Source organism: Prevotella sp. ne3005, from assembly GCF_900110085.1.
Taxonomy (GTDB): domain Bacteria; phylum Bacteroidota; class Bacteroidia; order Bacteroidales; family Bacteroidaceae; genus Prevotella.
This window is the reverse complement of record NZ_FOCK01000005.1, coordinates 252,907-277,369: the sequence shown is the minus strand read 5'-3', so window position 1 is coordinate 277,369 and position 24,463 is coordinate 252,907. Positions and strand designations below refer to the sequence as shown.

The following is a 24,463-nucleotide window of genomic DNA, read 5'->3' as shown; positions in this document are numbered from 1 at the left end:
AACTTGTTTTACCTTCGTTAAGACTATCTCTTCAATGCGTTCAGATAGTTTCTTTGAAAGTAAAACAAGTTGTTTTACTTTCAATGGAATCATCTTAAGGTTTACGAACCCTTATCCTATACTTGTCTGTCAGTACGATCTGCATCACACGGGCATATCCATCAGCAAATGGCGGAATGGACAGTGCCACATGTCCCATCGTTCGGCGCAGGTTAATCTCCACACAAGGATGAAGCAAGAAACCCTCCTTCTCATCGGTAGCCACCACCATCATGTCAATGCCGAAAGGCCCCTGATAGTGGCCTGCATATATGGCGCCAAGTCTATCGCAAACAGTCTCTCTAACAGTTCTAAGCAAATCTGCTGATATATAGGAACTTAAAACCTTCTCTTTCTCATCTTCCGATGCAATCAGATTGCCAGTATACGCACCGTTGTTTGTGTGAAAGAGCGAAAGCCCCAGATACTTAATAAGCCCCTTGCCATCGCTTTCGAATTCCATACCGAAATCTCTGACCTTGTGGTAATATGGTTCCAATATCACATCACCCTGCTTTTCAATAATGTTCTGAATCCATCGCTGCTGAGAGTCATTCAGTTCTCCGTCGATAAACCTCACTCCTCGTCCGCTGCTACTCCAGGGCGCTTTCACCACTATTCGGCCATTATCACGAAGCATTTGACAGACATCGTCCATGCTATTAACACATGTGGAATAGCCTGTTGTGCCAGGTCTTTGGAGTTCCCTTAACAAACTAACGGCCTGCTTGCGATGAGATAAGTTGCGAATGACGGCAATTGCCTCGTCCGACGGAACACTCTTTACGCCATAACGGAGCAGGAACGATCGAAGTGCCAAATCCCATCCCCATGGTTCCACCTTATTAATAATAATATGAGCAAGTTGGTTCTTATCTATAAAATGCCTGGGGCCACTCCCCGTTCTCGCCCTCAACCTACCATAGGCCTTAACCGCCTGTTCCACATTCTCCACTAGTACATAATCGTCTTTGCCAGCCCAAAGAGCAGGCAAAAAGCCGAGATCCGCCCTCAGCTTCCTTCCCGCATGTGGTGCCGTGAAGTTACTCAGGTTTGAGGCCAATGCGATGTCATGTTCTGGATTAAATATGTATAATGTTGCCATTTTTGTCAATTTTGGTGCAAAATTACATAATTTTTTTGAGATTTTGCTATTTAGACTTTGCAATTTGCTGGAAAAGTATTATCTTTGCACCACTTTTTAGAGGAAATAGAACAAATCATCAGGAATGGAAGCTTTTTTCAGGACGCACAGATACCTTGTGGAGCATGTTAATGCACCAGTTCGCCGCACCCTCATGGATGAGATTGACTGGAGCGACCGCATGATCGGCATTAAGGGCACGCGTGGCATCGGAAAGACCACCTTCCTCCTTCAATACGCTAAAGAAAAGTTTGATATCAACGACCGCCAGTGTCTGTATATCAACATGAACAATTTCTATTTCCAGGGTCACGGTATTGCGGAGTTTGCTGATGAGTTCTATAAGCATGGTGGCCGTGTGTTGCTGATCGACCAGGTATTTAAGCAGCCAGACTGGAGTTCTGAACTCCGTAAATGTCACGACCTCTACCCCAACCTGAAGATTGTATTTACGGGAAGCAGTGTGATGCGCCTGAAGGATGAGAATCCGGAGCTTAATGGTATTGTGAAGAGCTACAACCTCCGTGGCTTCTCTTTCCGCGAATTTATCAATCTGCTTACGGGCAACACTTTCCAACCCTATGCCCTCGAGGATATCATCAATCACCATGAGCAGATTGCACGCCAGATTCTCCCGAAGGTGTCACCCAACCGCTTTTTCCAGGACTATATCCATCATGGTTTCTATCCTTTCTTCCAGGAACATCGTAACTATAGCGAGAACCTGCTGAAGACCATGAACATGATGACTGAGGTAGACATCCTGCTCATCAAACAGATTGAACTGAAATACCTCACTAAGATTAAGAAGCTATTCTATCAGATAGCAGAAGAAGGTCCAGCCAAGACGCCTAACGTCAGTAAACTGGCACAAGATATAGAGACGAGTCGTGCTACCGTGATGAACTACATCAAGTACCTCACAGATGCCCGTCTGTTGAATCTCATCTATCCCATCGGTCAGGACTTCCCCAAGAAGCCGGCAAAGATCATGCTTCACAACTCCAACCTCATGTATGCCATCTATCCTATTCAGGTAGATAAGCAAGAGGCCATGGAGACATTCTTCGTTAATTCTATGTGGAAAGACCACAAGATTAATACAGGTCTCCGCGATTGCAACTTCATCGTTGACGAGAAACTCAAGTTTCGTATTGTCGACGCCAAGGCGCCAGGCAAGATGCGCATCTCGCCTGATGTCATCTACGCTCGATATAACACAGAAATCGGCAAAGCCAATCAGATTCCTCTATGGCTGTTAGGTTTCCTCTATTAAAAAAGAAATGTGTCTATTAAGTTATAATTAAACAAATACAAGTTAGTAATTCATTTTTATCATTTACAAAATGGCAAAAGAAAAGAAATTTATCACTTGTGATGGTAACGAGGCAGCAGCTCATGTGAGCTATATGTTCTCGGAGGTAGCTGCTATCTACCCCATCACCCCGTCTTCGCCTATGGCGGAGCATGTTGACGAATGGGCAGCCCGTGGTCGTAAGAACCTGTGGGGCCAGAACGTCAGTGTTCAGGAAATGCAGTCAGAGGCTGGTGCTGCCGGTGCCGTTCATGGTTCGCTGCAGGCAGGTGCCCTCACCACTACATTCACAGCTTCTCAGGGTCTTCTGCTGATGATCCCCAACATGTACAAGATTGCCGGTGAGTTGATTCCTTGCGTATTCGATGTTTCAGCCCGTACGCTGGCTTCTCACTCTCTCTGTATCTTCGGTGACCACCAGGATGTGATGGCCTGCCGTCAGACTGGTTTCGCTATGCTCTGCGAAGGTTCTGTACAGGAGGTTATGGATATGACCGCCGTTGCTCACCTGTCTACTCTTGAGACCTGCGTACCGTTCGTTAACTTCTTCGACGGTTTCCGCACCTCTCACGAGTACCACAAGATTGAGCTCATGGATCAGGAGGATATCCGTCCTCTCGTGAAGGAAGAGTACATCAAGCGTTTCCGCGATCGTGCTATGTCACCTGAGCGTCCTATCACTCGTGGTACAGCCGAGAACCCTGAGACCTTCTTCACACACCGTGAGGCTTGTAACCCCTACTACGATTCAGTTCCCGAGGTAGTTGAGAAGTACCTGGGTGAGATCTCAAAGATCACTGGTCGTGAGTATCACCTGTTCTCATACTACGGCGCAGAGGATGCTGACCGCATGATTATCCTGATGGGTTCTGCTACCGATGCAGCCCGCGAGGCTATCGACTACCTGAATGGCCAGGGCCAGAAGGTTGGTATGATCAGCGTTCACCTCTATCGTCCGTTCTCTGTGAAGCATCTGCTGGCTAGCGTTCCCAAGAGCGTGAAGAAGATTGCCGTTCTGGATCGTACAAAGGAGCCCGGTGCTAACGGTGAGCCTCTGTACCTCGACGTTAAGGATGCTTACTACGATGTAGAGGATCGTCCTCTGATCGTTGGCGGTCGCTACGGTCTGGGTTCTCACGATACCACTCCCGCTCAGATTATCAGCGTGTTCAACAACCTCGCTATGCCTGAGCCCAAGAACCACTTCACCATCGGTATCGTTGACGATGTAACCTTCACCTCTCTGCCCGAGGTTCCCGAGATTGCACTTGGTGGTGCTGGCATGTTCCAGGCTAAGTTCTTCGGTCTGGGTGCTGATGGTACCGTAGGTGCTAATAAGAACTCAGTTAAGATTATTGGTGACAACACCGACAAGTACTGCCAGGCATACTTCTCTTACGACTCTAAGAAGTCTGGAGGTTTCACCTGCTCTCACCTGCGTTTCGGTGATACACCTATCCGTTCTACATACTTGGTAACCACACCTAACTTCGTGGCTTGCCACGTTCAGGCTTACCTCCACATGTATGATGTAACCCGTGGCTTGCAGAAGAACGGTCAGTTCCTGCTGAACACCATCTTCGACGATGCAGAGCTGGAGAAGTTCATGCCTAACAAGGTAAAGAAGTATTTCGCAGAGAACAATATTACTGTTTATACCATCAACGCTACCAAGATTGCACAGGAGATTGGTCTGGGCAACCGCACCAACACCATCCTGCAGAGTGCATTCTTCCGCATCACCGAGGTGATTCCTGTTGAGCTCGCCGTTGAGAAGATGAAGGCTGCAGCCCTGAAGTCTTACGGTGCTAAGGGTCAGGATGTGGTTGATAAGAACTACGCCGCTATCGATCGTGGTGGTGAGTACAAGCAGTTTACTGTGAAGCCCGAGTGGGCTAACCTGCCCGATGATGAGCCTAAGGCTGACAATGCTCCCGCATTCGTTAAGGAGCTCGTTCGTCCTATCAACGCTCAGGCCGGTGACCTGCTGAAGGTTTCTGACTTCGTGAAGCACGGCACTGCCGACGGTTCTTGGCAGGTTGGTACAGCCGCTTACGAGAAGCGCGGTGTAGAGGCCTTCGTTCCTGCTTGGAACAAGGACAACTGTATCCAGTGTAACCAGTGTGCTTACATCTGTCCTCACGCTGCTATCCGTCCGTTCGTTCTGACCGACGAAGAGCTGAAGGACTTCGAGCTCGATACTCTCGAGATGAAGGCTCCTGCCGCTATGAAGGGCATGCACTTCATCATCGAGCCTTCAGTACTCGACTGTCTGGGTTGCGGTAACTGTGCCGACATCTGCCCGGGTAACCCGAAGACTGGCAAGGCCCTCACGATGGTTCCGTTTAACCCCGATGCTGCAGACATGAAGAAGATGGCTGCCGATTGGGACAAGTTGGTTAAGGTTCCTTCTAAGCAGCACCTCGTTGACATCAAGAGCAACGTTAAGAACTCTCAGTTCGCTCAGCCTCTGTTCGAATTCTCTGGCGCATGCTCTGGTTGCGGTGAGACTCCATACGTGAAGCTCATCTCTCAGCTGTTCGGTGATCGTCAGATGATTGCTAACGCTACCGGATGTTCTTCAATCTATTCTGCTTCTATTCCTTCTACTCCTTATACTAAGAACGAGAAGGGTCAGGGTCCTGTATTCAACAACTCTCTGTTCGAGGACTTCTGCGAGTTCGGTCTCGGTATGGCTCTGGGTAACAAGAAGATGAAGGAGCGCGTAGCTAAGTTGCTGCAGGAGATGATCGACGGCAACGCCAGCGATGAGTACAAGGCTCTTGCTAAGGAGTGGATTGAGAACAAGGACGACGCAGAGAAGACTAAGGAGATTGCTCCGAAGCTTCGTGCTTGCATCGCCGAGAGCGCTGCCAAGGGTTGTCCCGTTTGCAAGGAGCTCCAGACGCTGGATCACTACCTCGTAAAGCGCAGCCAGTGGATCATCGGTGGTGACGGTGCTTCTTACGATATTGGTTACGGTGGTCTCGACCACGTGATTGCTTCTGGTGAGGACGTTAACATCCTCGTGCTCGATACTGAGGTTTACTCTAACACTGGTGGTCAGGCTTCTAAGGCTACTCCTCTCGGTGCTATCGCTCAGTTCGCTGCTCAGGGTAAGCGCATCCGCAAGAAGGATCTGGGTATGATCGCTACCACTTACGGTTATGTATATGTAGCTCAGATTGCTATGGGCGCTGACCACGCTCAGACCCTCAAGGCTATCCGCGAGGCTGAGGCATGGCACGGACCTTCAATTATCATCGCTTACGCTCCATGTATCAACCACGGTCTGAAGGCCAAGGGCGGTATGGGTAAGAGCCAGGCTGAGGAGAAGAAGGCTGTTGAGTGCGGTTACTGGCACCTGTGGCGTTACAACCCCGCTCTTGCTGAGGAAGGCAAGAATCCGTTCAGCCTCGACTCTAAGGAGCCGAACTGGGCTAACTTCCACGACTTCCTGCTCGGTGAGGTTCGCTATCTGTCAGTGAAAAAGGCTTATCCCAACGAGGCCGAGGAGCTCTTTGCCGAGGCTCAGAAGATGGCTCAGATCCGCTACAAGACTTACATCCGCAAGTCTCAGGAGAACTGGGAAGACTAATATTTTCCAAACTCTATAATCATGAAGGAGCAACCCATTTGGTTGCTCCTTTATTATAACAAGACAAGAACTATGGATATCAAGGAATTACTGAATCGCACAGACCGCTTTGCAGCTAATGCAGGATGTCAGATTACAGAGGTCGACGAACAGCACGCTGTGGCGGTCATGACGGTAACGGAAGGACACCTCAACGGTGGCAACGTCTGTCAAGGTGGCGCACTCTTCACTTTAGCCGATCTGGCCATCGCAGCCCTGATGAACTGCAAGGGACAATTGACATTTGGCATCTCAAACTCACTGATGTTCGTGTCGAGTGCACGTCTGGGCGATGACAATGGTGGCCGATCATCATAAGATTCCTGCCGTAGAGGTAGTGGTGACGAACCAAGAGCATCGCACCATCTGTCACGTGACAGGCATGGGTTACCGCAAAGGCACTTCCCTACCCGGATAACACAATAATCCCCCGCTCATCGAGCGAGGGATTATTTTTGTATTTAGAGGTTCAGGCTCTTCTTGATAGCCTCAATCTTTTCCTCTGCTTTCTTCGTGCATGACTCATAGTCAGCAGCGCCCTTGAAGGTTGGGTTCTTCACTTCCGTATAGAACTTAATCTTGGGCTCTGTTCCTGAAGGACGTACAGAAACCTTAGTACCATCCTCGCAGAACCACTGCAGCACGTTAGAAGTGTCAGGCATATTCAGTTTCTCAACACTACCGTCAGCCTTCTTGGCTTCCAGTGTCTTATAGTCCTTCCACAGCACCACTTTCGAACCACCAAGTTCCTTCGGAGGATTAGCGCGGAAATCAGTCATCATCTGCTTGATCTCGTCAGCACCTGTCTTACCAGGACGAACCACGTTGATGGTTACTTCCTTAGAGAAACCATACTCTGCATAGATGTTCATGAGCAGGTCGTAAAGGGTCATGCCATTGTCACGAGCCCAGGCTGCAATCTCACAGATCAGACAGATAGATGCTGGGGAGTCCTTATCACGAACCTTATCGAATGGCAGGAATCCGAAACTCTCCTCACCACCGCCGATATACTTCTGCTTGCCTTCAGAGATGCGGATCTCGTTGGCAATCCACTTGAAGCCTGTGTAGCAGTCGCGCAGCTCAACGCCATTCTTCTTGGCAATCTCAGCAATCTCCTCGGTAGTAACAATCGTCTTCACGAGGAACTCGTTACCCTTTAGCTGGCCCAACTTCTTCTTGTTGGCGATGATATACCAGCAGAACATCATACAGGTCTGGTTTCCATTCAGAATCTCCCACTCACCCTTGGCGTTACGACATACGATAGCCAAACGGTCTGCATCAGGATCCGAAGCGATCACAAGGTCTGCATTGAGTCGAGTGCCCAACTTCATACCTAAGGTCATTGCCTCTGCATTCTCAGGATTTGGAGAAACAACCGTTGGGAAGTTACCGTCGATCACCATCTGCTCGGGCACTACGTGGATATTCTGGAATCCCCAAGAGCGCAAGGCCATCGGGATAATCACACGACCAGTACCATGCATAGCAGAATAAACGATGTTCAGGTCCTTCTGACGCAGGATGACATCCTGATCCACCATAGCCTCCTTCACAGCCTGGATGTAGTCCCAGTCCATCTCACCACCGATAATGTCGATGAGTTCTTTATTGCCCTCAAACTTCACCTGGTCGATGGTCACCTTGTTCACCTCGTTGATGATACCTACATCATGCGGAGCCAGCACCTGGGCACCATCATCCCAATAAGCCTTGTAGCCATTATACTCCTTCGGGTTGTGCGAAGCCGTCACGTTTACACCGGCCTGACAGCCGAGCTGACGGATGGCAAACGAAATCTCTGGCGTCGGTCGGAGACTCTCAAAGAGATACACCTTGATACCATTAGCAGAGAAAATGTCTGCAACTGTCTCAGCAAACATACGTCCGTTGTTGCGGCAGTCATGACCTACCACCACTGAGCACTGCTTGCCAGGGAAAGCCTTCAGGATATAGTTGGCAAAGCCCTGTGTGGCCATACCCACGATATACTTGTTCATACGGTTCGTACCAGCACCCATGATACCACGCAGGCCACCAGTACCAAACTCCAGATTCTGATAGAAGGCATCGATCAGCGCCGTCTTATCCTCGGCGTCGAGCATTGCCTGTACATCCTTACGTGTCTCCTCGTCAAAGGCGGGAGAAAGCCATTCTTTAGCCCGTGCCTCGCACTGAGCAATTAACTGTGCATCTGCCATAATTCTTTCTTTTTTTATTTTGTTTTAGATTGTAAATATGTTCCAAAAGACAAAGATAGGCATTATTTTGGAAACTACCAATATAATGCCTAAACTTTTTTATTTCTTTAAGATTTTGTCTATCTCATCAAACTGTTTTCCCATGTTCAGATTAAAATAGATACGGTAGAGCGCAGGTCCCCATTTGTCCTTCTGCGATGGCTCTAGTCTTCGGTATGCCTCCATGTAAGGCAACGCCCGCTGATACATTCGTTTGATCTGCTTCTTATACTTTCGCGAGTCGATGCGCTGGGCAATGTTCAGGCAGGCGATGCCAGCGTTATAATAGGCATCAGACAGCTCGGCATTACGCTCCAACAGTCGCTCACTGTATCTCAGACAGTCGGCAAAACGTTGCAGATTGAGCATGATGTTCGACTTGGCATAGAGAAACAACTCGTGCAGAGAGTCTGTCTGCAAGGCTTCGTCCACCACCTTGTCTGCCTCCACGAAATCTCCGTTCGACGTATAGCTGTCCATCAATCTCGGGAAGAAATAAGGCGACTTAGGATTGAGTCTGAATCCCTCCCAAAGCGTTTGGCGATAGAGTGAGTCATTGCTGAGCTTACGCCAGGATTCCGTCATATACTGGAGTGTGTACTCAAGCTTGGAAGTATCACGACGTGCCAAGTCGGCATAGCGCAGACACAACATCGGGTCGTCCATACGGTATCCGCAATAAGTGGCCCAATAGGCTGCCTCCCCCATCCTACTGTCGGTATTCTCGAATTCATAGCCCTCAAAGAGTGGCTGACGGTCGCAGTCGATATACATCTCGAAGAAATCATAGGCCTTGCTGAAATTCTGCTTGCGCACATAGTAGGCCCCGCCATAGAAAAGGTTCGGTCTGTAGCCCGACAGTCTCTTGGCGTTATCCTTTCTGTATTCAGGACTCACCTTGCCCTTCTTGTCTGGCTGCATATCGATGGAGTCGAGTCGCTCGGCAACCATGAATATACGTTGTGTCAGGGTGAACAGCTTGGCAGTATCCACCTTTTCTTTGATATACATCTTCTCATTCAGCTGTGCATACTGCTTCTCCACAGCCTGGAGCCAGATGTCATAGATGCGTTTATTATTCTGATTGGTGGTATCCTTGAGCAGGTCGGTCATCATCTTCTCGGCCTTGTCGAATTCCTTTCCTCGGAGCAGAATGGTACGGGCATCACCGATCTGTCTGCGCTGGGCATATCCAGCAACTGCCAGAACCATGAGACATGTAGTCATTATCGTCCTTAAATTCATCGTCCAGTTTACACCTTATTTATAATTACGGGTGCAAAGGTACTGATTTCCCTTTGCACCCGCAAACTATTTGACGGAATTTAACTAATATAAGATGTATAAACACCCTTTGCCGTCTTTTGCGACAATAATGAAATTCATTCCTGCCTTTTGTCGCGAATCAGCCTCCCTGTCGCAACAAACGAGAGAAGAAATCATCCATATATTTGTATTCAGCCCCAAATCGCCGTATCTTTGCATCAGATTTTTGATTCATACATAAGTTAGTTCTGTTTTAAGTTAGTGATTTTTTCCATTGTTGATTCGTTTGTTTGTTAGAATTAAAGCGAGGCCTGCAGGGATGCAAGCCTCGCTCTTTGTTTAAGAAGTTCTGGAATAAGCCTATTATCTTTGTTTAGGTGTCAGTTCTGGAGTCAGTTAGGTGTAAGTTCCATAAGTCCGCAATTCTTTGATATCCAATAAAATATGTCAGAAGTGTAAGAAGTGTCAGTTAATAATTATAAGATTTAGCGTCTTATGGTTGTTAAGACTATCCTGCCACGCGTCATCTCATCGGCCTCCGCAGGCGCACGTTCCTGCCGTAGGAAATCAACATAATTTACCTACACCTGGGGCACCCGTAAAGTGCCACATTTTCAGGCCTTTCAGCGTGCTCGGAGTTTACTCGGAGTAAACCTCCACTTTGTGACGTGTAAACCCGGACTTTACTCGGAGCAAAGTGTGACTTTACGCCACACCTCACGGGCATTTTCTATCATCTATCATCTATCAGTTAATATTTTTCGCTTACCTTTAGAGATTAAATCGAAGATTATAATTAATTATTTCATTTTACCCTCCATAGGCTCTCCATACATTTTTTTAATTGATAGCTGATAGCTGATAGACACCCAAAAAAAAATCCCCACAAATGATGTGGGGATTCTCAGATGTATATAATAAATATTTATTTGCTGTCAGCCTCGGCCTGCTTGGTCTCAGGAGCATCCTCGCCATAGTAGTTGTAGTAGGCGTTGTAGCGGTTGTAGCCCCAGTTAGCCTGCAGACGATCGGGATCGAGCTCCTTAGCCTTGTCGAAGAATTCGATAGCCTTCTTGTAGAGGGCCTTCTTCTGGGCAGGATCTTCAATCTCCTGAGCCTGTACGCTGTAAGCTGTACCAGCATAAGTGGCAATAACGGCGTTGTCAGACTTTACATCGAATGCCTTCTGCAGATAGGTCACTGCCTCGGCAGCCTTCTGAGCCTGCAGCAGGGCAAGACCCTTGTCAGCAAGAGCTACGAAGTTGTTAGGATTAACAGCGAGTGCATCGTCCAGGATCTTATCAGCATCAGCTGTCTGACCCAGACCGAGCAATACGTTGTAGAGTTTCTCCATCACACCGTCGGTCTTGTGCTCAGCATAGATTTCCTTCAGTTTGCCGCAGTAGTTCACAGAATCCTCTTTGCTCTTGAGTTCATTGCCAAGAACCTCGAGCTTCAGGTTGAGGGCATTCTCATACTCCTCGGGATCCTTCATAGCGATGTCTGCGAGCTGGAGAGCCTTATCCATATCCTTGTCCTGATAAGCGAAGATAGCAGCAAAGCGGGCTACCTGTCCGAAGAAAGGCTTCTGGGCCTCACGGTCGCACTCCTTGAACATGGGGAATGCATCCGACTCAGCGAAGAGCTGCCAGTACTTACGGGCTAATGCGTTATCGTGAGCAGTGAGGGCATCCTGACCTGCATTTACCAATGCATTACGAGGACCCGTCCAAAGACGCTGGGCGTTCTTCTTGTCAAACTTCGGAGAAACCTTTCCCTTCTCGTTGGGCTTCTGGTCGTAGTTGTCACACTGCTGTGCAGCCATCAACGCATTGTAAGCCATCTCTGCCATCAGCTTCTCGTCGACGGGCTTCTCTTCCTTACCCATCTGCTTGTTGACCTGATTCTCGGTTATGATAGCGTTCTGATCGTTGAAAGCCTCGTAAGCGAGGTCGACAAGCTTGTTGTAAGCTTTAGCCTTCTCGGCATCGTTAGCGAGTGAAGCGAGACTGCTGTTGAGCAGGGTCTCAGCCTCTGCATAGGTCTTTGCCTTGAGGATAGCCTTCAAAGCGTCACTGTCACCGGCAAATGCTGTAGCGCTTGCTACGAACATCACTGCCATCATCATTAATTTTTTCATAAGCCTTCTAATTTGGTTGAAAATGTTATTATTACTGATTTTACTATATTGACGTAATTATGTCAGAATCGTTTAATTGTTCTCGGGATTATTATCTGTCGGGGTATCGATAGTCTCGGCTGACTCCTCATCGACAATCTGTGCGGTTTCGATATCATCATCCTCGGCTTGCGAGTGCATCACCTTGCAGACACTGGCGATGGAATCGTTCTTCTTCGTGAGATTGATCAGACGTACACCCTGGGTAGCACGACCCATCACACGAACGTCGGCCACTTTCAGACGAATCAGCACACCGCTCTTGTTGATGATCATAAGGTCGTTCTCATCCGTCACCACCTTGATGGCTACCAGACGACCTGTCTTCTCAGTGATGGCGAGTGTCTTCACACCCTTGGCACCACGGGCTGTCTTGCGGTAGTCTTCCACCTCAGAACGCTTACCGTAGCCATTCTCTGAAACCACCATGATGGTCTCCTCGTTAGGATCGTTGACGCATACCATGCCTACCACCTCATCGTCACCACCGTCGAGGCGCATACCGATGACACCTGTAGAGACGCGGCCCATCGTGCGGACATCGTTCTCATCGAAGCGTACGGCACGACCATTGCGGTTAGCGAGCAGCAACTCATTGTGGCCGTTGGTAAGGCGAACGCCAACCACCTCATCGCCTTCATTCACATTGATGGCAATCACACCGGCAGCGCGAACATTCTTATAGGCATCGAGGCGTGTCTTCTTGATGATACCCTGCTTGGTGGCGAATACAACGTAATGGGTCTTCAGGAACTCCTCATCATTGAAGTTCTTGATGCGCAGAACGGCGTTGATAGAATCGTCGGGCTCAATGTTGAGCATGTTCTGAATGGCACGGCCCTTCGAGTTCTTGTCACCCTCAGGAATCTCGTAACACTTCTGCCAGTAGCAGCGACCCTTCTGAGTGAAGAAGAGCAGCGTGTTGTGCATCGTGGCAGGGTAGATGTATTCTGTGAAGTCGTTGTCGCGATGACGGGCTGCCTTAGAGCCCATACCACCACGACCCTGCTCATGGAAGTCGCTCAGCGGAGTGCGCTTGATGTAACCCATGTGAGAGATGGTGATGACAACAGGATCATCGGGATAGAAGTCTTCGGCATTGAACTCATGATCGAAGGGGATAATCTCTGTACGGCGCTCGTCACCATACTTCTCCTTCACCTCGAGCAGGTCGTTCTTCATCACTTCCTTACAACGCTCTGGGTTGTCGAGGATTTCCTGTAAGTCGGCAATCAGTTTCTGCAGATCGTCGTACTCCTGGTGAAGCTGATCGACGCGCAGGCCTGTAAGCTGTGACAGACGCATATCCACAATAGCCTTCGACTGAAGCTCATCGAGTTCGAAGCGCTTCTCGAGGTTGCGCTGGGCATCAGAAGGAGTCTCACTGTTGCGGATAATCCTGACGACCTCGTCGATATTGTTCACAGCGATGATCAATCCTTCGAGGATGTGGGCACGCTCCTGAGCTTTCTTCAGGTCGTACTTGGTGCGACGGATGGTCACGTCATGACGGTGCTCCACGAAGTACTTCACACATTCCTTCAGAGAGAGCAGACGGGGACGGCCCTTCACCAAGGCGATATTATTGACAGAGAACGAACTCTGCAAGGCTGTCATCTTAAACAGTTTGTTCAGCAGTACGTTGGCATTGGCGTCACGCTTCACGTCGACAACAATACGCATACCCTGACGACCAGACTCATCGTTTACATTGGCTACACCTTCAATCTTATGCTGGTTGGCGAGATCTGCGATATAAGCCACGAGGTCGGCCTTGTTGACACCATAGGGGATTTCTGTTACCACAATCTTGTCGTGGGTCTCACCACTCTCGATTTCTGCCTTGGCACGCATCACGATACGGCCACGACCAGTCTCGTAGGCATCACGCACACCCTGCAAGCCATAGATATAAGCACCTGTGGGGAAGTCGGGACCTGGGATATACTGCATCAGCCCGTCGGTATCGATTTCTGGATTGTCGATATAGGCACAGCAGCCGTCAATAACCTCAGCGAGATTGTGGGTCGGCATGTTAGTGGCCATACCTACGGCAATACCGTTACCGCCATTCACCAGCAGGTTAGGTATCTTGGTAGGCATTACAGTGGGCTCCACGAGTGAATCGTCGAAGTTTGGTGCCATATCAACGGTCTCTTTGTCGAGGTCGTCCATGATGTGCTCACCCATCTTTGAGAGGCGGCACTCAGTGTATCGCATGGCAGCAGGAGAGTCACCGTCAACGGAACCGAAGTTACCCTGACCATCTACGAGCGTGTAGCGCATGTTCCAATCCTGGGCCATACGAACGAGGGCACCATAGACGGAGCTGTCGCCATGAGGGTGGTACTTACCAAGCACCTCACCTACTACGCGCGCACATTTTTTATAAGGTTGTGTGCTGACATTGTTGATGTTCATCATACCGTAAAGGATACGGCGGTGGACGGGCTTAAAGCCGTCGCGAACATCGGGAAGGGCACGTGCCACAATGACTGACATGGAGTAGTCGATGTAGCTGGACTTCATTTCCTCCTCGATGTTAATCTTAATAATTCTGTCGTTGTCGAATGTTTGATCCATCTTTTTATTTTACTATTTGACTATATGCAATTTGACCATTTTCGCGTTTAAGGCACTTTTTAAGCCCGCTGACGCGTTTTTAACCGTGCAAAGGTACTTATTTTTTTGCGACCAGCCAAACCTTTTAAGCTATTTTAGCGGAAAGTTTTCTGTTTTTATGGCACGATGTTTGCAGAATTATTCGTAACTTTGCACAAAAATGTATTAATAAGGTAAAACGAACATATACATGACGAGTCAATTTTCGCCAAAAGTATCAGAGATATTAGCTTTCTCCCGCGAGGAGGCTGCCCGTCTTGCCAGCCGGAGCGTAGGTCCTGAGCATCTGCTGTTGGGTATGCTTCGCAGCAAGGACGGTCCCGTCATCGACCTGTTCAATCGGATGAACCTGAACATGCAGAGCGTGAAGACCGAACTGGAACAGCGTGTCAGGGAAGACGAGATCGACAGCCCCATCCATACCACCGACCTCGTGCTCAACGAGAAGGCAAGCAACATTTTGAAACTGGCCGTACTGGAGGCTCGTATCCAGAGAACAACTAAAGTGGACGAACAGCACCTCTTGCTCGCCATCCTACATGATGCAGTGAACAACGGTGCTAAACAAGTATTGGAATTAAACAACATGAATTACGACGACGCGATGGCAATACTCTTTGCCTCAAAGAATAAAGAAATAACCAACGGCATCGGCCTGCCCGATGAAGACGAGGAGGAATACGAGGAGACTGGTAAACAAAACGCTTCGGCCCGTTCCGGCTCGTCGACCACGACCACTGCCCAAAAGAAAGAGAACTCGAAGACACCCGTGCTCGACACCTTCGGCACCGACCTGACGCAGGCTGCCATCGACGGCACGCTAGACCCCTGTGTAGGACGTGAGAAGGAGATTCAGCGCATCATCGAGATTCTGGGAAGAAGAAAGAAGAACAACCCCATCCTGATCGGCGAGCCCGGTGTGGGCAAGAGTGCCATCGTGGAGGGTCTGGCACAACTCATCGCTGACCATCACACTAGTCCTATGCTCTTTGGCAAACGTATCTATACGCTCGACATGACGGGTGTAGTGGCTGGTACAAAGTATCGCGGACAGTTTGAGGAGCGCCTGAAGGCTTTGATGAAGGAACTCGAGGCCAACCCCGATGTGATTGTCTTTATCGACGAGATACATACTATCATAGGAGCCGGTTCTACACCTGGCAGCATGGATGCAGCCAACATTATGAAGCCTGCCCTGGCCCGAGGCACGATCCAATGTATCGGAGCCACAACGCTCGATGAGTATCGTAACTCCATCGAAAAAGACGGAGCACTCGAACGCCGTTTCCAGAAGGTGCAGGTGGAGCCCACTACCAATGAAGAGACGCTGCAAATTCTCCATAACATTAAGGACCGCTACGAACAGCATCACCACGTCACCTATACTGACGAGGCACTTCTGGCATGTGTCAAATTGTCAGACCGCTATGTGACAGACCGTTTCATGCCTGACAAAGCTATCGACGCACTGGATGAGACCGGTTCACGCGTACATCTTGGAAATACTCAGATTCCACCTGAGATTATCGAGACCGAAAAAGAGATTGCTCACGTGAAGGAGAAGAAACAGATGGCCGTAAAGAACCAAAACTTTGAACTGGCTGCCGGATATCGCGATCGTCAGACCCAGTTGGAAGGTACGTTGAAAGTCCTCAATGAGCGTTGGAGCAAGGGCGAGGGTGAAGAGCGTCAGGTGGTCGATGCGGAACAGGTAGCGGAGGTCATCTCGATGATGACAGGTGTGCCTGCCCAGCGCATGGCTGAAGAAGAAGGCGTCCGTCTGAAAGGCATGGCCCAAGAGCTGAAGGCTGCCGTGATTGCCCAAGATGCAGCCATCGATAAGATGGTGAAGGCTATCCAGCGTAACCGCGTGGGACTGAAAGACCCCAACCATCCTATTGGCACTTTTATGTTCCTGGGACCTACCGGTGTGGGTAAGACCTATCTCGCCAAGAAACTGGCAGAATTCATGTTTGGCAGTGCCGATGCCCTGATCCGCATTGACATGAGCGAATATACCGAGAGTTTCAACACCTCCCGCCTGATTGGTGCGCCTCCGGGCTACGTGGGCTATGAAGAGGGTGGACAATTGACCGAACGCGTGCGCCGCCATCCCTACTCCATCGTCCTGCTCGACGAGATAGAGAAAGCTCATGGCAATGTGTTCAACCTCCTGCTACAGGTGCTCGACGAGGGACGACTCACCGACGGCAACGGACGATTCGTAGACTTCCGCAATACGGTAATCATCATGACCTCGAATGCAGGTACGCGACAGTTGAAAGACTTTGGTCGAGGCGTAGGCTTCAGTGCCTCGGGTAGCACCGGACTGGCACTCAATGAGAAGGACAAACAGTATGCCCGCGATATCGTTCAGAAAGCTTTGTCGAAGCAGTTCTCGCCAGAGTTTCTGAACCGTCTGGACGAGATTATCACCTTCGACCAGCTCGATTTGGAGGCCATCAAGCGTATCATAGACATCGAGCTGAAAGCACTCTATAATCGCATCGAACAGGTGGGCTACCATATCGACCTGAGCAATGAAGCTAAGGAATTTGTGGCTACAAAGGGATACGACGTACAGTTTGGTGCTCGTCCGTTGAAACGTGCCATCCAGAACTATATTGAGGATGGCATCAGCGATCTGATAGTCAATGGCAGCCTCGAACCAGGTGCCACGATTCATATCACACTAAAAGAAAATGAGTTAGCGTTCAGCTAACTCATTTTCATATTCACTATTCAATTCTACAGCTCTTCACATTCCTTCATCCAGAGGGCATACGAGGCGTCACTCGGCATGCGCCAGTCGCCGCGAGGCGACAGACTCACACTACCCACTTTCGGACCGTCAGGCAGACATGAGCGTTTGAACTGCTGGGTGAAGAACCGGCGACAGAAGGTCTTCAACCACTTTTTCACAGTCTCTTCGTCGTAGAACTCTACTTTATCCTTTGCCGGCGAAGGGGTACAGAAGGCACGCTGGGCCAAGAAGAAAATCTTCTTCGGGCTAAAACCATAACGCAGGAAATAGTAGATGAAGAAATCATGTAGTTCGTAAGGACCCACCAGGTCTTCTGTCTTCTGCTTGATGTTTCCTTGTTCATCGGCAGGAATCAGTTCCGGCGATATAGGGGTGTCGATAATGTCAAGCAGCGTGTCCGTCGCCATCTCACCTGCCACATAGCTCACCAAGTATCGGATCAGCGTCTTGGGCACACCTGCATTCACACCATACATTGACATGTGATCGCCGTTATACGTCGCCCAACCCAACGCCAGCTCTGACAGGTCTCCGGTACCAACCACAATAGCATTCTCCTTATTGGCTACATCCATCAAAATTTGAGTACGCTCACGTGCCTGTGAGTTCTCATAGGTCACATCGTGTACGTTTGGATTCTGACCAATATCCTCAAAATGCTGGGTCACGGCTTTGGCGATATTGATCTCACGAATGGTCACACCCAGCGTTTCCATCAGCTTCACGGCATTGTTGTGCGTGCGGTCAGTGGTGCCAAAGCCAGGCATCGTGATTCCGATAATACCCTTACGGTCGAGGTCGAGTTTGTCGAATGCTTTCACTGTCACCAGCAAGGCCAGCGTCGAATCCAGTCCGCCACTGATGCCAATCACAGCCTTCGTGCCATTGATATGATAGAGGCGCTTAGCCAGTCCTGCCACCTGTATATTCAGAATCTCCTCGCAGGAAGCCTGCATGTTCTCTTCCTTTGGAATGAAAGGATGGGGATCGATGTCACGCAAAAGCACAAAGTCTTGAGGAGAAATCAGCCTTGCCTGTATCTCACACGACTGCGCTCCACGCTGGGCATTGATAAACGTGGTGTTCTGACGTCTCTCTACACGCAGTTTTTCTACATCAATCTGTGTCATTTGGATCTGGGGCTGGAACGAGAAACGACTACCCTCCACAAGCAACTTACCGTTCTCAAAGATCATGGCATTGCCACCATAAACCACATCCTGTGTAGACTCGCCAAAACCGCTGCTAGCATACACATAGCCACTCATGGTACGGGCACTCTGTTGGGCCAACAGCGACTTCAGATAATGGTGCTTGCCAATCAACTCATTACTGGCCGAGAGATTAAAGATGATATCCGCACCAGCCACAGCAAGATTATTGCTGGGGGGAATAGGCGCCCATACATCCTCACAAATCTCCACGCCGAACTTCATACCATCGCTGGTGACGAATACTTGCGGTTCAGCACTCACGTGAATACTGCTGCCAGCAAAATAGATATCCGTAGGATTCAGATCCTGTGCCGAGGCAAACCAACGTTTCTCATAAAACTCTGCATAGTTCGGCAGATAAGTCTTTGGCACGATACCAAGGATGGTTCCACCCTGAAGTACTACTGCACAATTATAGAGTAACCCATTGATTATCACTGGCGCGCCGATGATGGAAATCACATCCAGCTTACGTGTAAAGTCGAGTAACATCATGATACCCTGCTCGGCACGGTCAAGCAACAACTGTTCTTTGAAGAGGTCCTGACAGGAATACCCCGTAATACAAAGTTCCGGGAATACAATTACCTCCACTTTACGACCTTCAGCTTGGGCAATCAGCCCTTCCACTTGCTGAACATTGTAGTCAACGTCTGCCACCTTTACCACTGGAACGGCAGCAGCCACATTCACAAAACCGTATTTCATAACTTCACTTTTTGAACGTCGTTTTCGATAATCGTATATATCAGTGCCGGCTGCTCGAAGAACATGTTTTCACGGAATGCGTGCAACTTATAGAACTTCACAGGGTCGATCCTCACCTGTGCATTTACGGTCGGCTTCAGCATATAGTGTTTGTCACGCTTATAGGCTATTATCTGGATGCAGCAATGCTCAAGGGTATTCAGGTCCTCCCTGCCGAATTCCTCGATATACTCCTTCGTATTAGGTTCGATCTCACCATCGGCCCTCACCATCCAGGCACTGCCCTCGGCGGTCATATATACATAGCGCAGATAATAATTGGAATCGTTAACCAAATAGGACTCGAAACGCGTCTGCGTCAATTCTTTAACGTCCATTGGAACAAAGGCCATGTAGGCACTCAGCTTGTCACCGCCTGCACGTTCTTCAGGCTTTGCCTTAAAGGTTATTGGTTTATCAGCTGGCTCAGTTTCTTTCTCTTCTTGGTCTGCCTGTAAGGCGTCTTTTGCAGAAGAGGCCTTCACTTCTACAACATGTTTCGTATCGTAGTCTTCCTCACCTACGACTACGACCTCCGTCATCAGCATCGGCATCTGGAAACCGTCCTCATCCTCCACGAACACGATATTCTTACCTTGGAATCCGGCCACACGGCCACCACCGACCTCACTGAGAAATCTTACCTTATCGCCTATTTTCATCTCTTTTTATCTTCTTTTCGGGGACAAAGGTAAATAAAAAAGCTGAGAGTTATGCAATTTCGGTTAAAAATCTGCTTTTTAGAAAATAAAAATGAATCCCCTGCTCCGAGCAGGGGATTCACACTTAATAGTCAGAAACGTATCCTTCTCATCGGATTGTTATCCATGAACAGGTTGAACATCTCTTACTTGACACGAGTAAAGGTGAGGTCATCGCCCGACTCACGAAGGACAAGCTTCGTGCGCGTAAGCTCGACAATCTCCAAGTTGACACCTTCGCCAAGCTCCTTACACAGCTCGTCACGGATCTCCTTGACAACATCCATAAAGGTATTGGTGACCATCTTCTTTGTTTCAGGATTCTCATCAATTAACTTCTGGAACTCTGGCTTGAACACCATCTTGTCGATACGGGCATCAGCACGTTCACTGTTCATGCTCATCAGGAGCGTCTTACCGTCACGGCTATAGACACCTGGCATATCGGCAGAAACGACAATCATACCCATCTCATCGGTTTCGACTTTCGTGACGACCTTCATATTGAACGTTGCATCGGCGAAGTTGAAATAGAGTTGGACAGTCTGTCCTTCCTCAACATCAAGATTCGTCAACCAATTTCCAAGAAGGCTCTGAGCCTGGGCACCTGTGGCGGCCAGCAATACAACAGCTAATATTAATAGTCTTTTCATACTATCTTAATTGTTTACTGAACCTCCGACAATGTCGAGCAACTCGTTGGTGATGGCCTGCTGACGTCCCTTGTTGTACTGCAGATTCAGCTGACGTAACAGTTCATCTGCATTGTCCGTAGCCGTCTGCATAGCGACCATACGCGCTGCGTGCTCCGAGGCATTACTGTCGAGCAGAGCCGTGTAGAGCAACAGGTGTGCGTACTTCGGAAGAAGCTGTGAGAGCACAGTGTCCATGTCGGGCTCAACGAGAAAGTTATCGTTAAGCGGTTTCACACTTTCCTTCTCCTTCTCCTGCTGACGCTCGCCACGCTTCTTGAGGTACTCCTGCGACTCCTTGGTGGCAATGATGCTCGTCAGATCACGCTCATGATCAGCATTCAACTCAGACTCGAGATCGATGGGGAGGAAAGTCTTACGGGTAAGGATCTGTGATCCTGCACTCTTAAAGTGATGGTAAATCAGTTCTACCTTGTCGATTTCACCATCATAAAACTTCTTTCCCAGCTCCATGGCGATCTTGATGCAATCGTGGGCGTTCGGTTTGTCTGCCAAAGCGGAAAACTCTCCCTGAACGTTCAGACCCATCTTCTGCGCCTTCTCATAGACCTTGCGGCCAATGGGATAGATCTCCACGTTCTCACGTCCAATCTCGCGGGCATAGTCATCAACGACATGAGTCATCATCTTGATGGTATTGCCATTGAAGCCACCGCAGAGCGAGGAGTTGGAAGTGAAGACCACAAGAGCACACCTGCGGACAGGGCGCACCTTGTCGAAGATGGTATGTGCCTCGGCCTCGGCCGCAAGGAACGACTTGAGGATGTGCTCCAGCATGGTCTCATAAGGCAGCATATTCTGAATAGCTACCTGTGCGTGATGCAACTTACTGGAGGCCACCATCTTCATAGCCGACGTGATCTTTCGCGTGGAATTGACTGAGGCTATGCGGCCTTTAATTTCTTTCAGGCTGGGCATAGGCTATCAGGCTTTATATGTTCCCGCAATGTCGGCCATAACAGCCTCGATCTTAGCAGTGGTCTCGTCGTCAATCTTACCGCTGGCGAGCGTTGCGATGACTTCGGGATTGGCTGAGCGCAGTTTATCGAGGAACTGTGCCTGACACTCACGTACCTTATCGATGGGCACCTCACGCATCAGACCGTGTACACCACAATAGAGGATCGCAATCTGCTCACCTACAGGCATCGGGCTGTACTGAGGCTGGATCAGCAACTGGTTGTTCTTACGTCCACGATCCAGTGTCATCGCCGTCACAGCATCCATATCACTGGAGAACTTCGAGAAGGCCTCGAGCTCACGATACTGTGCCTGGTCGATCTTCAACGTACCTGCCACCTTCTTCATGGACTTGATCTGTGCCGAGCCACCCACACGAGATACGGAAATACCTACGTTGATGGCAGGACGGAAGCCTTGGTTGAAGAGGTCGCTCTCGAGGAAGATCTGACCATCGGTAATGGAGATAACGTTGGTCGGGATGTATGCCGACACGTCACCTGCCTGTGTCTCGATGATAGGCAGAGCAGTCAAAGAGCCACCACCCTTCACATGTCCCTTCATGCACTCCGGAAGATCGTTCATCTGCTCGGCCACTTCCTGCTGCTCGTTCATCTTTGCAGCACGTTCAAGAAGACGGCTGTGGAGATAGAACACATCACCGGGATAAGCCTCACGTCCGGAAGGACGGCGCAGAATCAGCGATACCTCACGATAGGCAACAGCCTGCTTGGAGAGGTCGTCATAGACTACGAGGGCGGGCAGACCACGGTCACGGAAGTATTCACCAATGGCAGCTCCTGCGAACGGTGCATAGTATTGCATAGCTGCAGGATCAGCAGCGGTGGCACTAACCACAATAGTGTAAGGCATGGCACCATGTTCCTGCAGTGTGCTGACGAGAGCGGCAACGGTACTGGCCTTTTGGCCAATGGCTACATAGATACAATAGACAGGCTTGCCTGCCTCATAGAAACTTTTCTGGTTGATGATGGTATCAACGGCAATGGCGGTCTTACCGGTCTGACGGTCGCCAATGATGAGCTCACGCTGTCCGCGGCCGATGGGAATCATCGAGTCGATGGCCTTCAGACCTGTCTGCAGCGGCTCCTTCACGGGCTGACGGTAGATCACACCAGGGGCCTTACGGTCGAGCGGCATTTCGAATGCATCGCTCAGATCAATATCGCCCTTACCGTCGATAGCCTGTCCCAGCGGGTTAATGACGCGACCCAGCATGTTGTCGTTGACACGGATGCTGGCGATGCGCTTGGTGCGCTTCACGACCATTCCCTCCTTGATGCCTGACGTGCCTCCGAGGAGCACACAACCGACGTTGTCTTCCTCAAGGTTCATCACGATAGCCATCGTCCCGTTCTCAAACTCCAACAGTTCGTTGGCCTCGGCATGACGGAGTCCGTAGATGCGGGCCACACCGTCGCTGACGGTCAGTACAGTACCCACCTCGTCGAATTTCTCGGCGTTGGAGATACCCTTGAGCTGGTCGAGCAGGACCTGGGATACTTCGCTTGGTTTAATCTTATCTGACATTTTCTTCTTTTTATTTTTTACTTTTTCAAGGCTGTGAGAATAGAGTTGAGCTGGGCCTTGACACTGGCATCCATACGATAGGTATCGTATTCGAGGATAAAGCCACCGATGATATCAGGGTTGACCTCGGTCTCGAACTCTACTGTTCCATTAGTCTTACTCTCCACCATCTGGCGCATCTTCTGCTCGGTGGCAGGAGATACTGCTGCAGCGGTGATGAGGCGTCCTCGGATGACATTCTTCTGTTGGCGGTAAAGCGTGACGTACGAATTGGCGATGAACTGCATCACACTCTCACGGTCTTCTTTCAGCACAAGCTGGATGAAGGTCTTGGTAAGGTCGGAAGGATTCTTGCCGACTGCAGTGAGCAGCAGCATCTCCTTCTTGTCCTTAGAGAGCATCGGATTGTCTATCGTAAACCGCAACTGTTGCACGTCGGCATAGCTCTTGGCAAGCTGCTGCATCTCCGTGTAGACAGTATCTTCGATTCTTGCGTCGGTAGCACTCTTCAGAAGTGCACGGGCGTATCTTACCGATATGACTCCTATATCCATACGTTATCGCGTTTATTTGTCAGTAGAAACCTCATCCAGCATACGTTCAATCAAATCCATCTGCGACTTGTCGTCCTTCAGGTTCTGGCGGAGCACTTTTTCGGCAATCTCCACGCTGAGGGTTGCGACTTGCTGACGGATGTCGGCGATAGCTGCCCTCTTCTCCTGCTCGATGGCGAGCTTGGCGTCGCCCAGGAGACGGGCGCCCTCCTCACGGGCCTTCTGCTGTGCCTGTTCAACGATGGCGTCGCGCGTCTCGGCAGCTTCTTTAAGAATCTGCGCCTGACGGTCGCGAGCTTCCTGGAGGATTGCCTCGCCTTCCTGTTTGATGTTCTCCAGTCGCTCGGAGGCCTCATGGGCCTTCTTCAGGCTGTCCTCGATGAACTTGTTACGCTCATCGACCATGCCTACAATAGCTGGGAAACCGTACTTTGCCAGTACAAAGAAGACGACGGCAAACGCCAGAAGCATCCAGAACAGGAGTCCCAGATCCGGGGTGAGGATTGCTGGCAGTTTACTGAAATCCATTCGCAATTACTTTTAATTACTACTTGACGGAATGTCTCTCTCTTACTTGATAAGGAATGCACAAGCTGCAATGGCGAAGAGGGCACATCCCTCAACGAATGCAGAGGTCAGAATCATGTTTGTCTGGATCTTACCAGTAGCCTCTGGCTGGCGGGCAATAGCGTCCATGGCGCTGCCACCAATCTTACCAATACCCAAACCTGCACCAATTGTTGCAATACCTGCACCGATACCGCAGCCCAGCTGAGCCAGACCTTCTGCGGCCAATAATAAAGCTGAAATCATA

Annotated in this window: 16 protein-coding genes and 1 pseudogene; 4 read left to right on the top strand and 13 right to left on the bottom strand. The window is 49.6% G+C overall.

Annotated features, from left to right (window positions below):
• Positions 1-94 precede the first annotated feature (94 nt).
• Positions 95-985 carry an ATP-grasp domain-containing protein gene (locus tag BMY16_RS09295; RefSeq protein WP_170836063.1) on the bottom strand — a complete coding sequence of 297 codons (891 nt, stop codon included), beginning with the start codon at positions 983-985 and terminating at the stop codon, positions 95-97.
• 283 nt (positions 986-1,268) lie between these two features.
• Here BMY16_RS09295 and BMY16_RS09290 point away from each other — a divergent pair, with 283 nt between their 5' ends.
• The 3 genes from BMY16_RS09290 (at position 1,269) to BMY16_RS09280 (ending at position 6,453) form a co-directional block, all read left to right on the top strand.
• Positions 1,269-2,459 carry an ATP-binding protein gene (locus BMY16_RS09290; protein ID WP_091841885.1) on the top strand — a complete coding sequence of 397 codons (1,191 nt, stop codon included), beginning with the start codon at positions 1,269-1,271 and terminating at the stop codon, positions 2,457-2,459.
• Positions 2,460-2,529: 70 nt separating this feature from the next.
• Positions 2,530-6,096: a pyruvate:ferredoxin (flavodoxin) oxidoreductase gene (gene nifJ / locus BMY16_RS09285; protein ID WP_091841883.1), complete on the top strand. Its 3,567-nt coding sequence runs from the start codon at positions 2,530-2,532 to the stop codon at positions 6,094-6,096.
• A gap of 72 nt (positions 6,097-6,168) precedes the next feature.
• Positions 6,169-6,453: a PaaI family thioesterase gene (locus BMY16_RS09280; RefSeq protein WP_170836062.1), complete on the top strand. Its 285-nt coding sequence runs from the start codon at positions 6,169-6,171 to the stop codon at positions 6,451-6,453.
• Between the two features lie 143 nt (positions 6,454-6,596).
• On the opposite strand, the gene BMY16_RS09275 is transcribed toward BMY16_RS09280, so the two are convergent.
• The 4 genes from BMY16_RS09275 to gyrA form a co-directional block, all read right to left on the bottom strand.
• A complete protein-coding gene (locus BMY16_RS09275) occupies positions 6,597-8,339 on the bottom strand; it encodes a phospho-sugar mutase (protein WP_091841880.1) in 1,743 nt (580 codons plus the stop codon).
• A 99-nt stretch (positions 8,340-8,438) separates the two neighbouring features.
• Positions 8,439-9,605 carry a tetratricopeptide repeat protein gene (locus BMY16_RS09270; protein ID WP_139207186.1) on the bottom strand — a complete coding sequence of 389 codons (1,167 nt, stop codon included), beginning with the start codon at positions 9,603-9,605 and terminating at the stop codon, positions 8,439-8,441.
• A gap of 964 nt (positions 9,606-10,569) precedes the next feature.
• Complete coding sequence (locus BMY16_RS09265; RefSeq protein ID WP_091841877.1) at positions 10,570-11,784, bottom strand: tetratricopeptide repeat protein; 1,215 nt, start codon at positions 11,782-11,784, stop codon at positions 10,570-10,572.
• A 72-nt stretch (positions 11,785-11,856) separates the two neighbouring features.
• On the bottom strand, positions 11,857-14,406 hold the full coding sequence (gyrA, locus tag BMY16_RS09260; RefSeq protein ID WP_091841876.1) for a DNA gyrase subunit A: 2,550 nt from the start codon (positions 14,404-14,406) through the stop codon (positions 11,857-11,859).
• A 229-nt stretch (positions 14,407-14,635) separates the two neighbouring features.
• On the opposite strand from gyrA, the gene BMY16_RS09255 reads away from it, so the two are divergent.
• The gene (locus tag BMY16_RS09255) at positions 14,636-17,167 is read left to right on the top strand and encodes an ATP-dependent Clp protease ATP-binding subunit (RefSeq protein WP_091841874.1); all 2,532 of its coding nucleotides are present in this window, start codon (positions 14,636-14,638) and stop codon (positions 17,165-17,167) included.
• Positions 17,168-17,193: 26 nt separating this feature from the next.
• On the opposite strand, the gene BMY16_RS09250 is transcribed toward BMY16_RS09255, so the two are convergent.
• From BMY16_RS09250 to atpE, 8 genes and pseudogenes are all read right to left on the bottom strand, one after another.
• Positions 17,194-19,131 (bottom strand): NAD(+) synthase, encoded by a 1,938-nt coding sequence (locus tag BMY16_RS09250; RefSeq protein WP_091841873.1) that lies wholly within the window; start codon positions 19,129-19,131, stop codon positions 17,194-17,196.
• A 17-nt stretch (positions 19,132-19,148) separates the two neighbouring features.
• Positions 19,149-19,832, bottom strand: a pseudogene (locus BMY16_RS09245) (DUF2027 domain-containing protein); the annotation flags it as partial.
• Between the two features lie 185 nt (positions 19,833-20,017).
• Positions 20,018-20,524, bottom strand: coding sequence for a hypothetical protein (locus BMY16_RS09240; RefSeq protein WP_139207185.1), 507 nt, complete (start codon positions 20,522-20,524; stop codon positions 20,018-20,020).
• A 6-nt stretch (positions 20,525-20,530) separates the two neighbouring features.
• Entirely contained in the window at positions 20,531-21,502 is a 972-nt protein-coding gene (locus tag BMY16_RS09235; protein WP_091841868.1) for a F0F1 ATP synthase subunit gamma, read from the bottom strand.
• Positions 21,503-21,508: 6 nt separating this feature from the next.
• Positions 21,509-23,095, bottom strand: coding sequence for a F0F1 ATP synthase subunit alpha (gene atpA, locus BMY16_RS09230; protein WP_091841866.1), 1,587 nt, complete (start codon positions 23,093-23,095; stop codon positions 21,509-21,511).
• 17 nt (positions 23,096-23,112) lie between these two features.
• Positions 23,113-23,649 carry a F0F1 ATP synthase subunit delta gene (locus tag BMY16_RS09225; RefSeq protein WP_091841864.1) on the bottom strand — a complete coding sequence of 179 codons (537 nt, stop codon included), beginning with the start codon at positions 23,647-23,649 and terminating at the stop codon, positions 23,113-23,115.
• A 12-nt stretch (positions 23,650-23,661) separates the two neighbouring features.
• Positions 23,662-24,177, bottom strand: a complete 516-nt coding sequence (gene atpF / locus BMY16_RS09220; RefSeq protein ID WP_091841862.1) for a F0F1 ATP synthase subunit B — start codon at positions 24,175-24,177, stop codon at positions 23,662-23,664.
• Between the two features lie 42 nt (positions 24,178-24,219).
• On the bottom strand, positions 24,220-24,462 hold the full coding sequence (atpE, locus tag BMY16_RS09215) for an ATP synthase F0 subunit C (RefSeq protein ID WP_091841860.1): 243 nt from the start codon (positions 24,460-24,462) through the stop codon (positions 24,220-24,222).
• Position 24,463 lies beyond the last annotated feature (1 nt).

What these genes read in the sequence shown, in the direction of transcription:
- BMY16_RS09290 (WP_091841885.1), top strand. Translation starts at nt 1,269, where the DNA reads ATGGAAGCTTTTTTCAGGACGCACAGATACCTTGTGGAGCATGTTAAT.
- nifJ (WP_091841883.1), top strand. Translation starts at nt 2,530, where the DNA reads ATGGCAAAAGAAAAGAAATTTATCACTTGTGATGGTAACGAGGCAGCA.
- BMY16_RS09280 (WP_170836062.1), top strand. Translation starts at nt 6,169, where the DNA reads ATGGATATCAAGGAATTACTGAATCGCACAGACCGCTTTGCAGCTAAT.
- BMY16_RS09275 (WP_091841880.1), bottom strand. Translation starts at nt 8,339, where the DNA reads ATGGCAGATGCACAGTTAATTGCTCAGTGCGAGGCACGGGCTAAAGAA.
- BMY16_RS09270 (WP_139207186.1), bottom strand. Translation starts at nt 9,605, where the DNA reads ATGACTACATGTCTCATGGTTCTGGCAGTTGCTGGATATGCCCAGCGC.
- BMY16_RS09265 (WP_091841877.1), bottom strand. Translation starts at nt 11,784, where the DNA reads ATGAAAAAATTAATGATGATGGCAGTGATGTTCGTAGCAAGCGCTACA.
- gyrA (WP_091841876.1), bottom strand. Translation starts at nt 14,406, where the DNA reads ATGGATCAAACATTCGACAACGACAGAATTATTAAGATTAACATCGAG.
- BMY16_RS09255 (WP_091841874.1), top strand. Translation starts at nt 14,636, where the DNA reads ATGACGAGTCAATTTTCGCCAAAAGTATCAGAGATATTAGCTTTCTCC.
- BMY16_RS09250 (WP_091841873.1), bottom strand. Translation starts at nt 19,131, where the DNA reads ATGAAATACGGTTTTGTGAATGTGGCTGCTGCCGTTCCAGTGGTAAAG.
- BMY16_RS09240 (WP_139207185.1), bottom strand. Translation starts at nt 20,524, where the DNA reads ATGAAAAGACTATTAATATTAGCTGTTGTATTGCTGGCCGCCACAGGT.
- BMY16_RS09235 (WP_091841868.1), bottom strand. Translation starts at nt 21,502, where the DNA reads ATGCCCAGCCTGAAAGAAATTAAAGGCCGCATAGCCTCAGTCAATTCC.
- atpA (WP_091841866.1), bottom strand. Translation starts at nt 23,095, where the DNA reads ATGTCAGATAAGATTAAACCAAGCGAAGTATCCCAGGTCCTGCTCGAC.
- BMY16_RS09225 (WP_091841864.1), bottom strand. Translation starts at nt 23,649, where the DNA reads ATGGATATAGGAGTCATATCGGTAAGATACGCCCGTGCACTTCTGAAG.
- atpF (WP_091841862.1), bottom strand. Translation starts at nt 24,177, where the DNA reads ATGGATTTCAGTAAACTGCCAGCAATCCTCACCCCGGATCTGGGACTC.
- atpE (WP_091841860.1), bottom strand. Translation starts at nt 24,462, where the DNA reads ATGATTTCAGCTTTATTATTGGCCGCAGAAGGTCTGGCTCAGCTGGGC.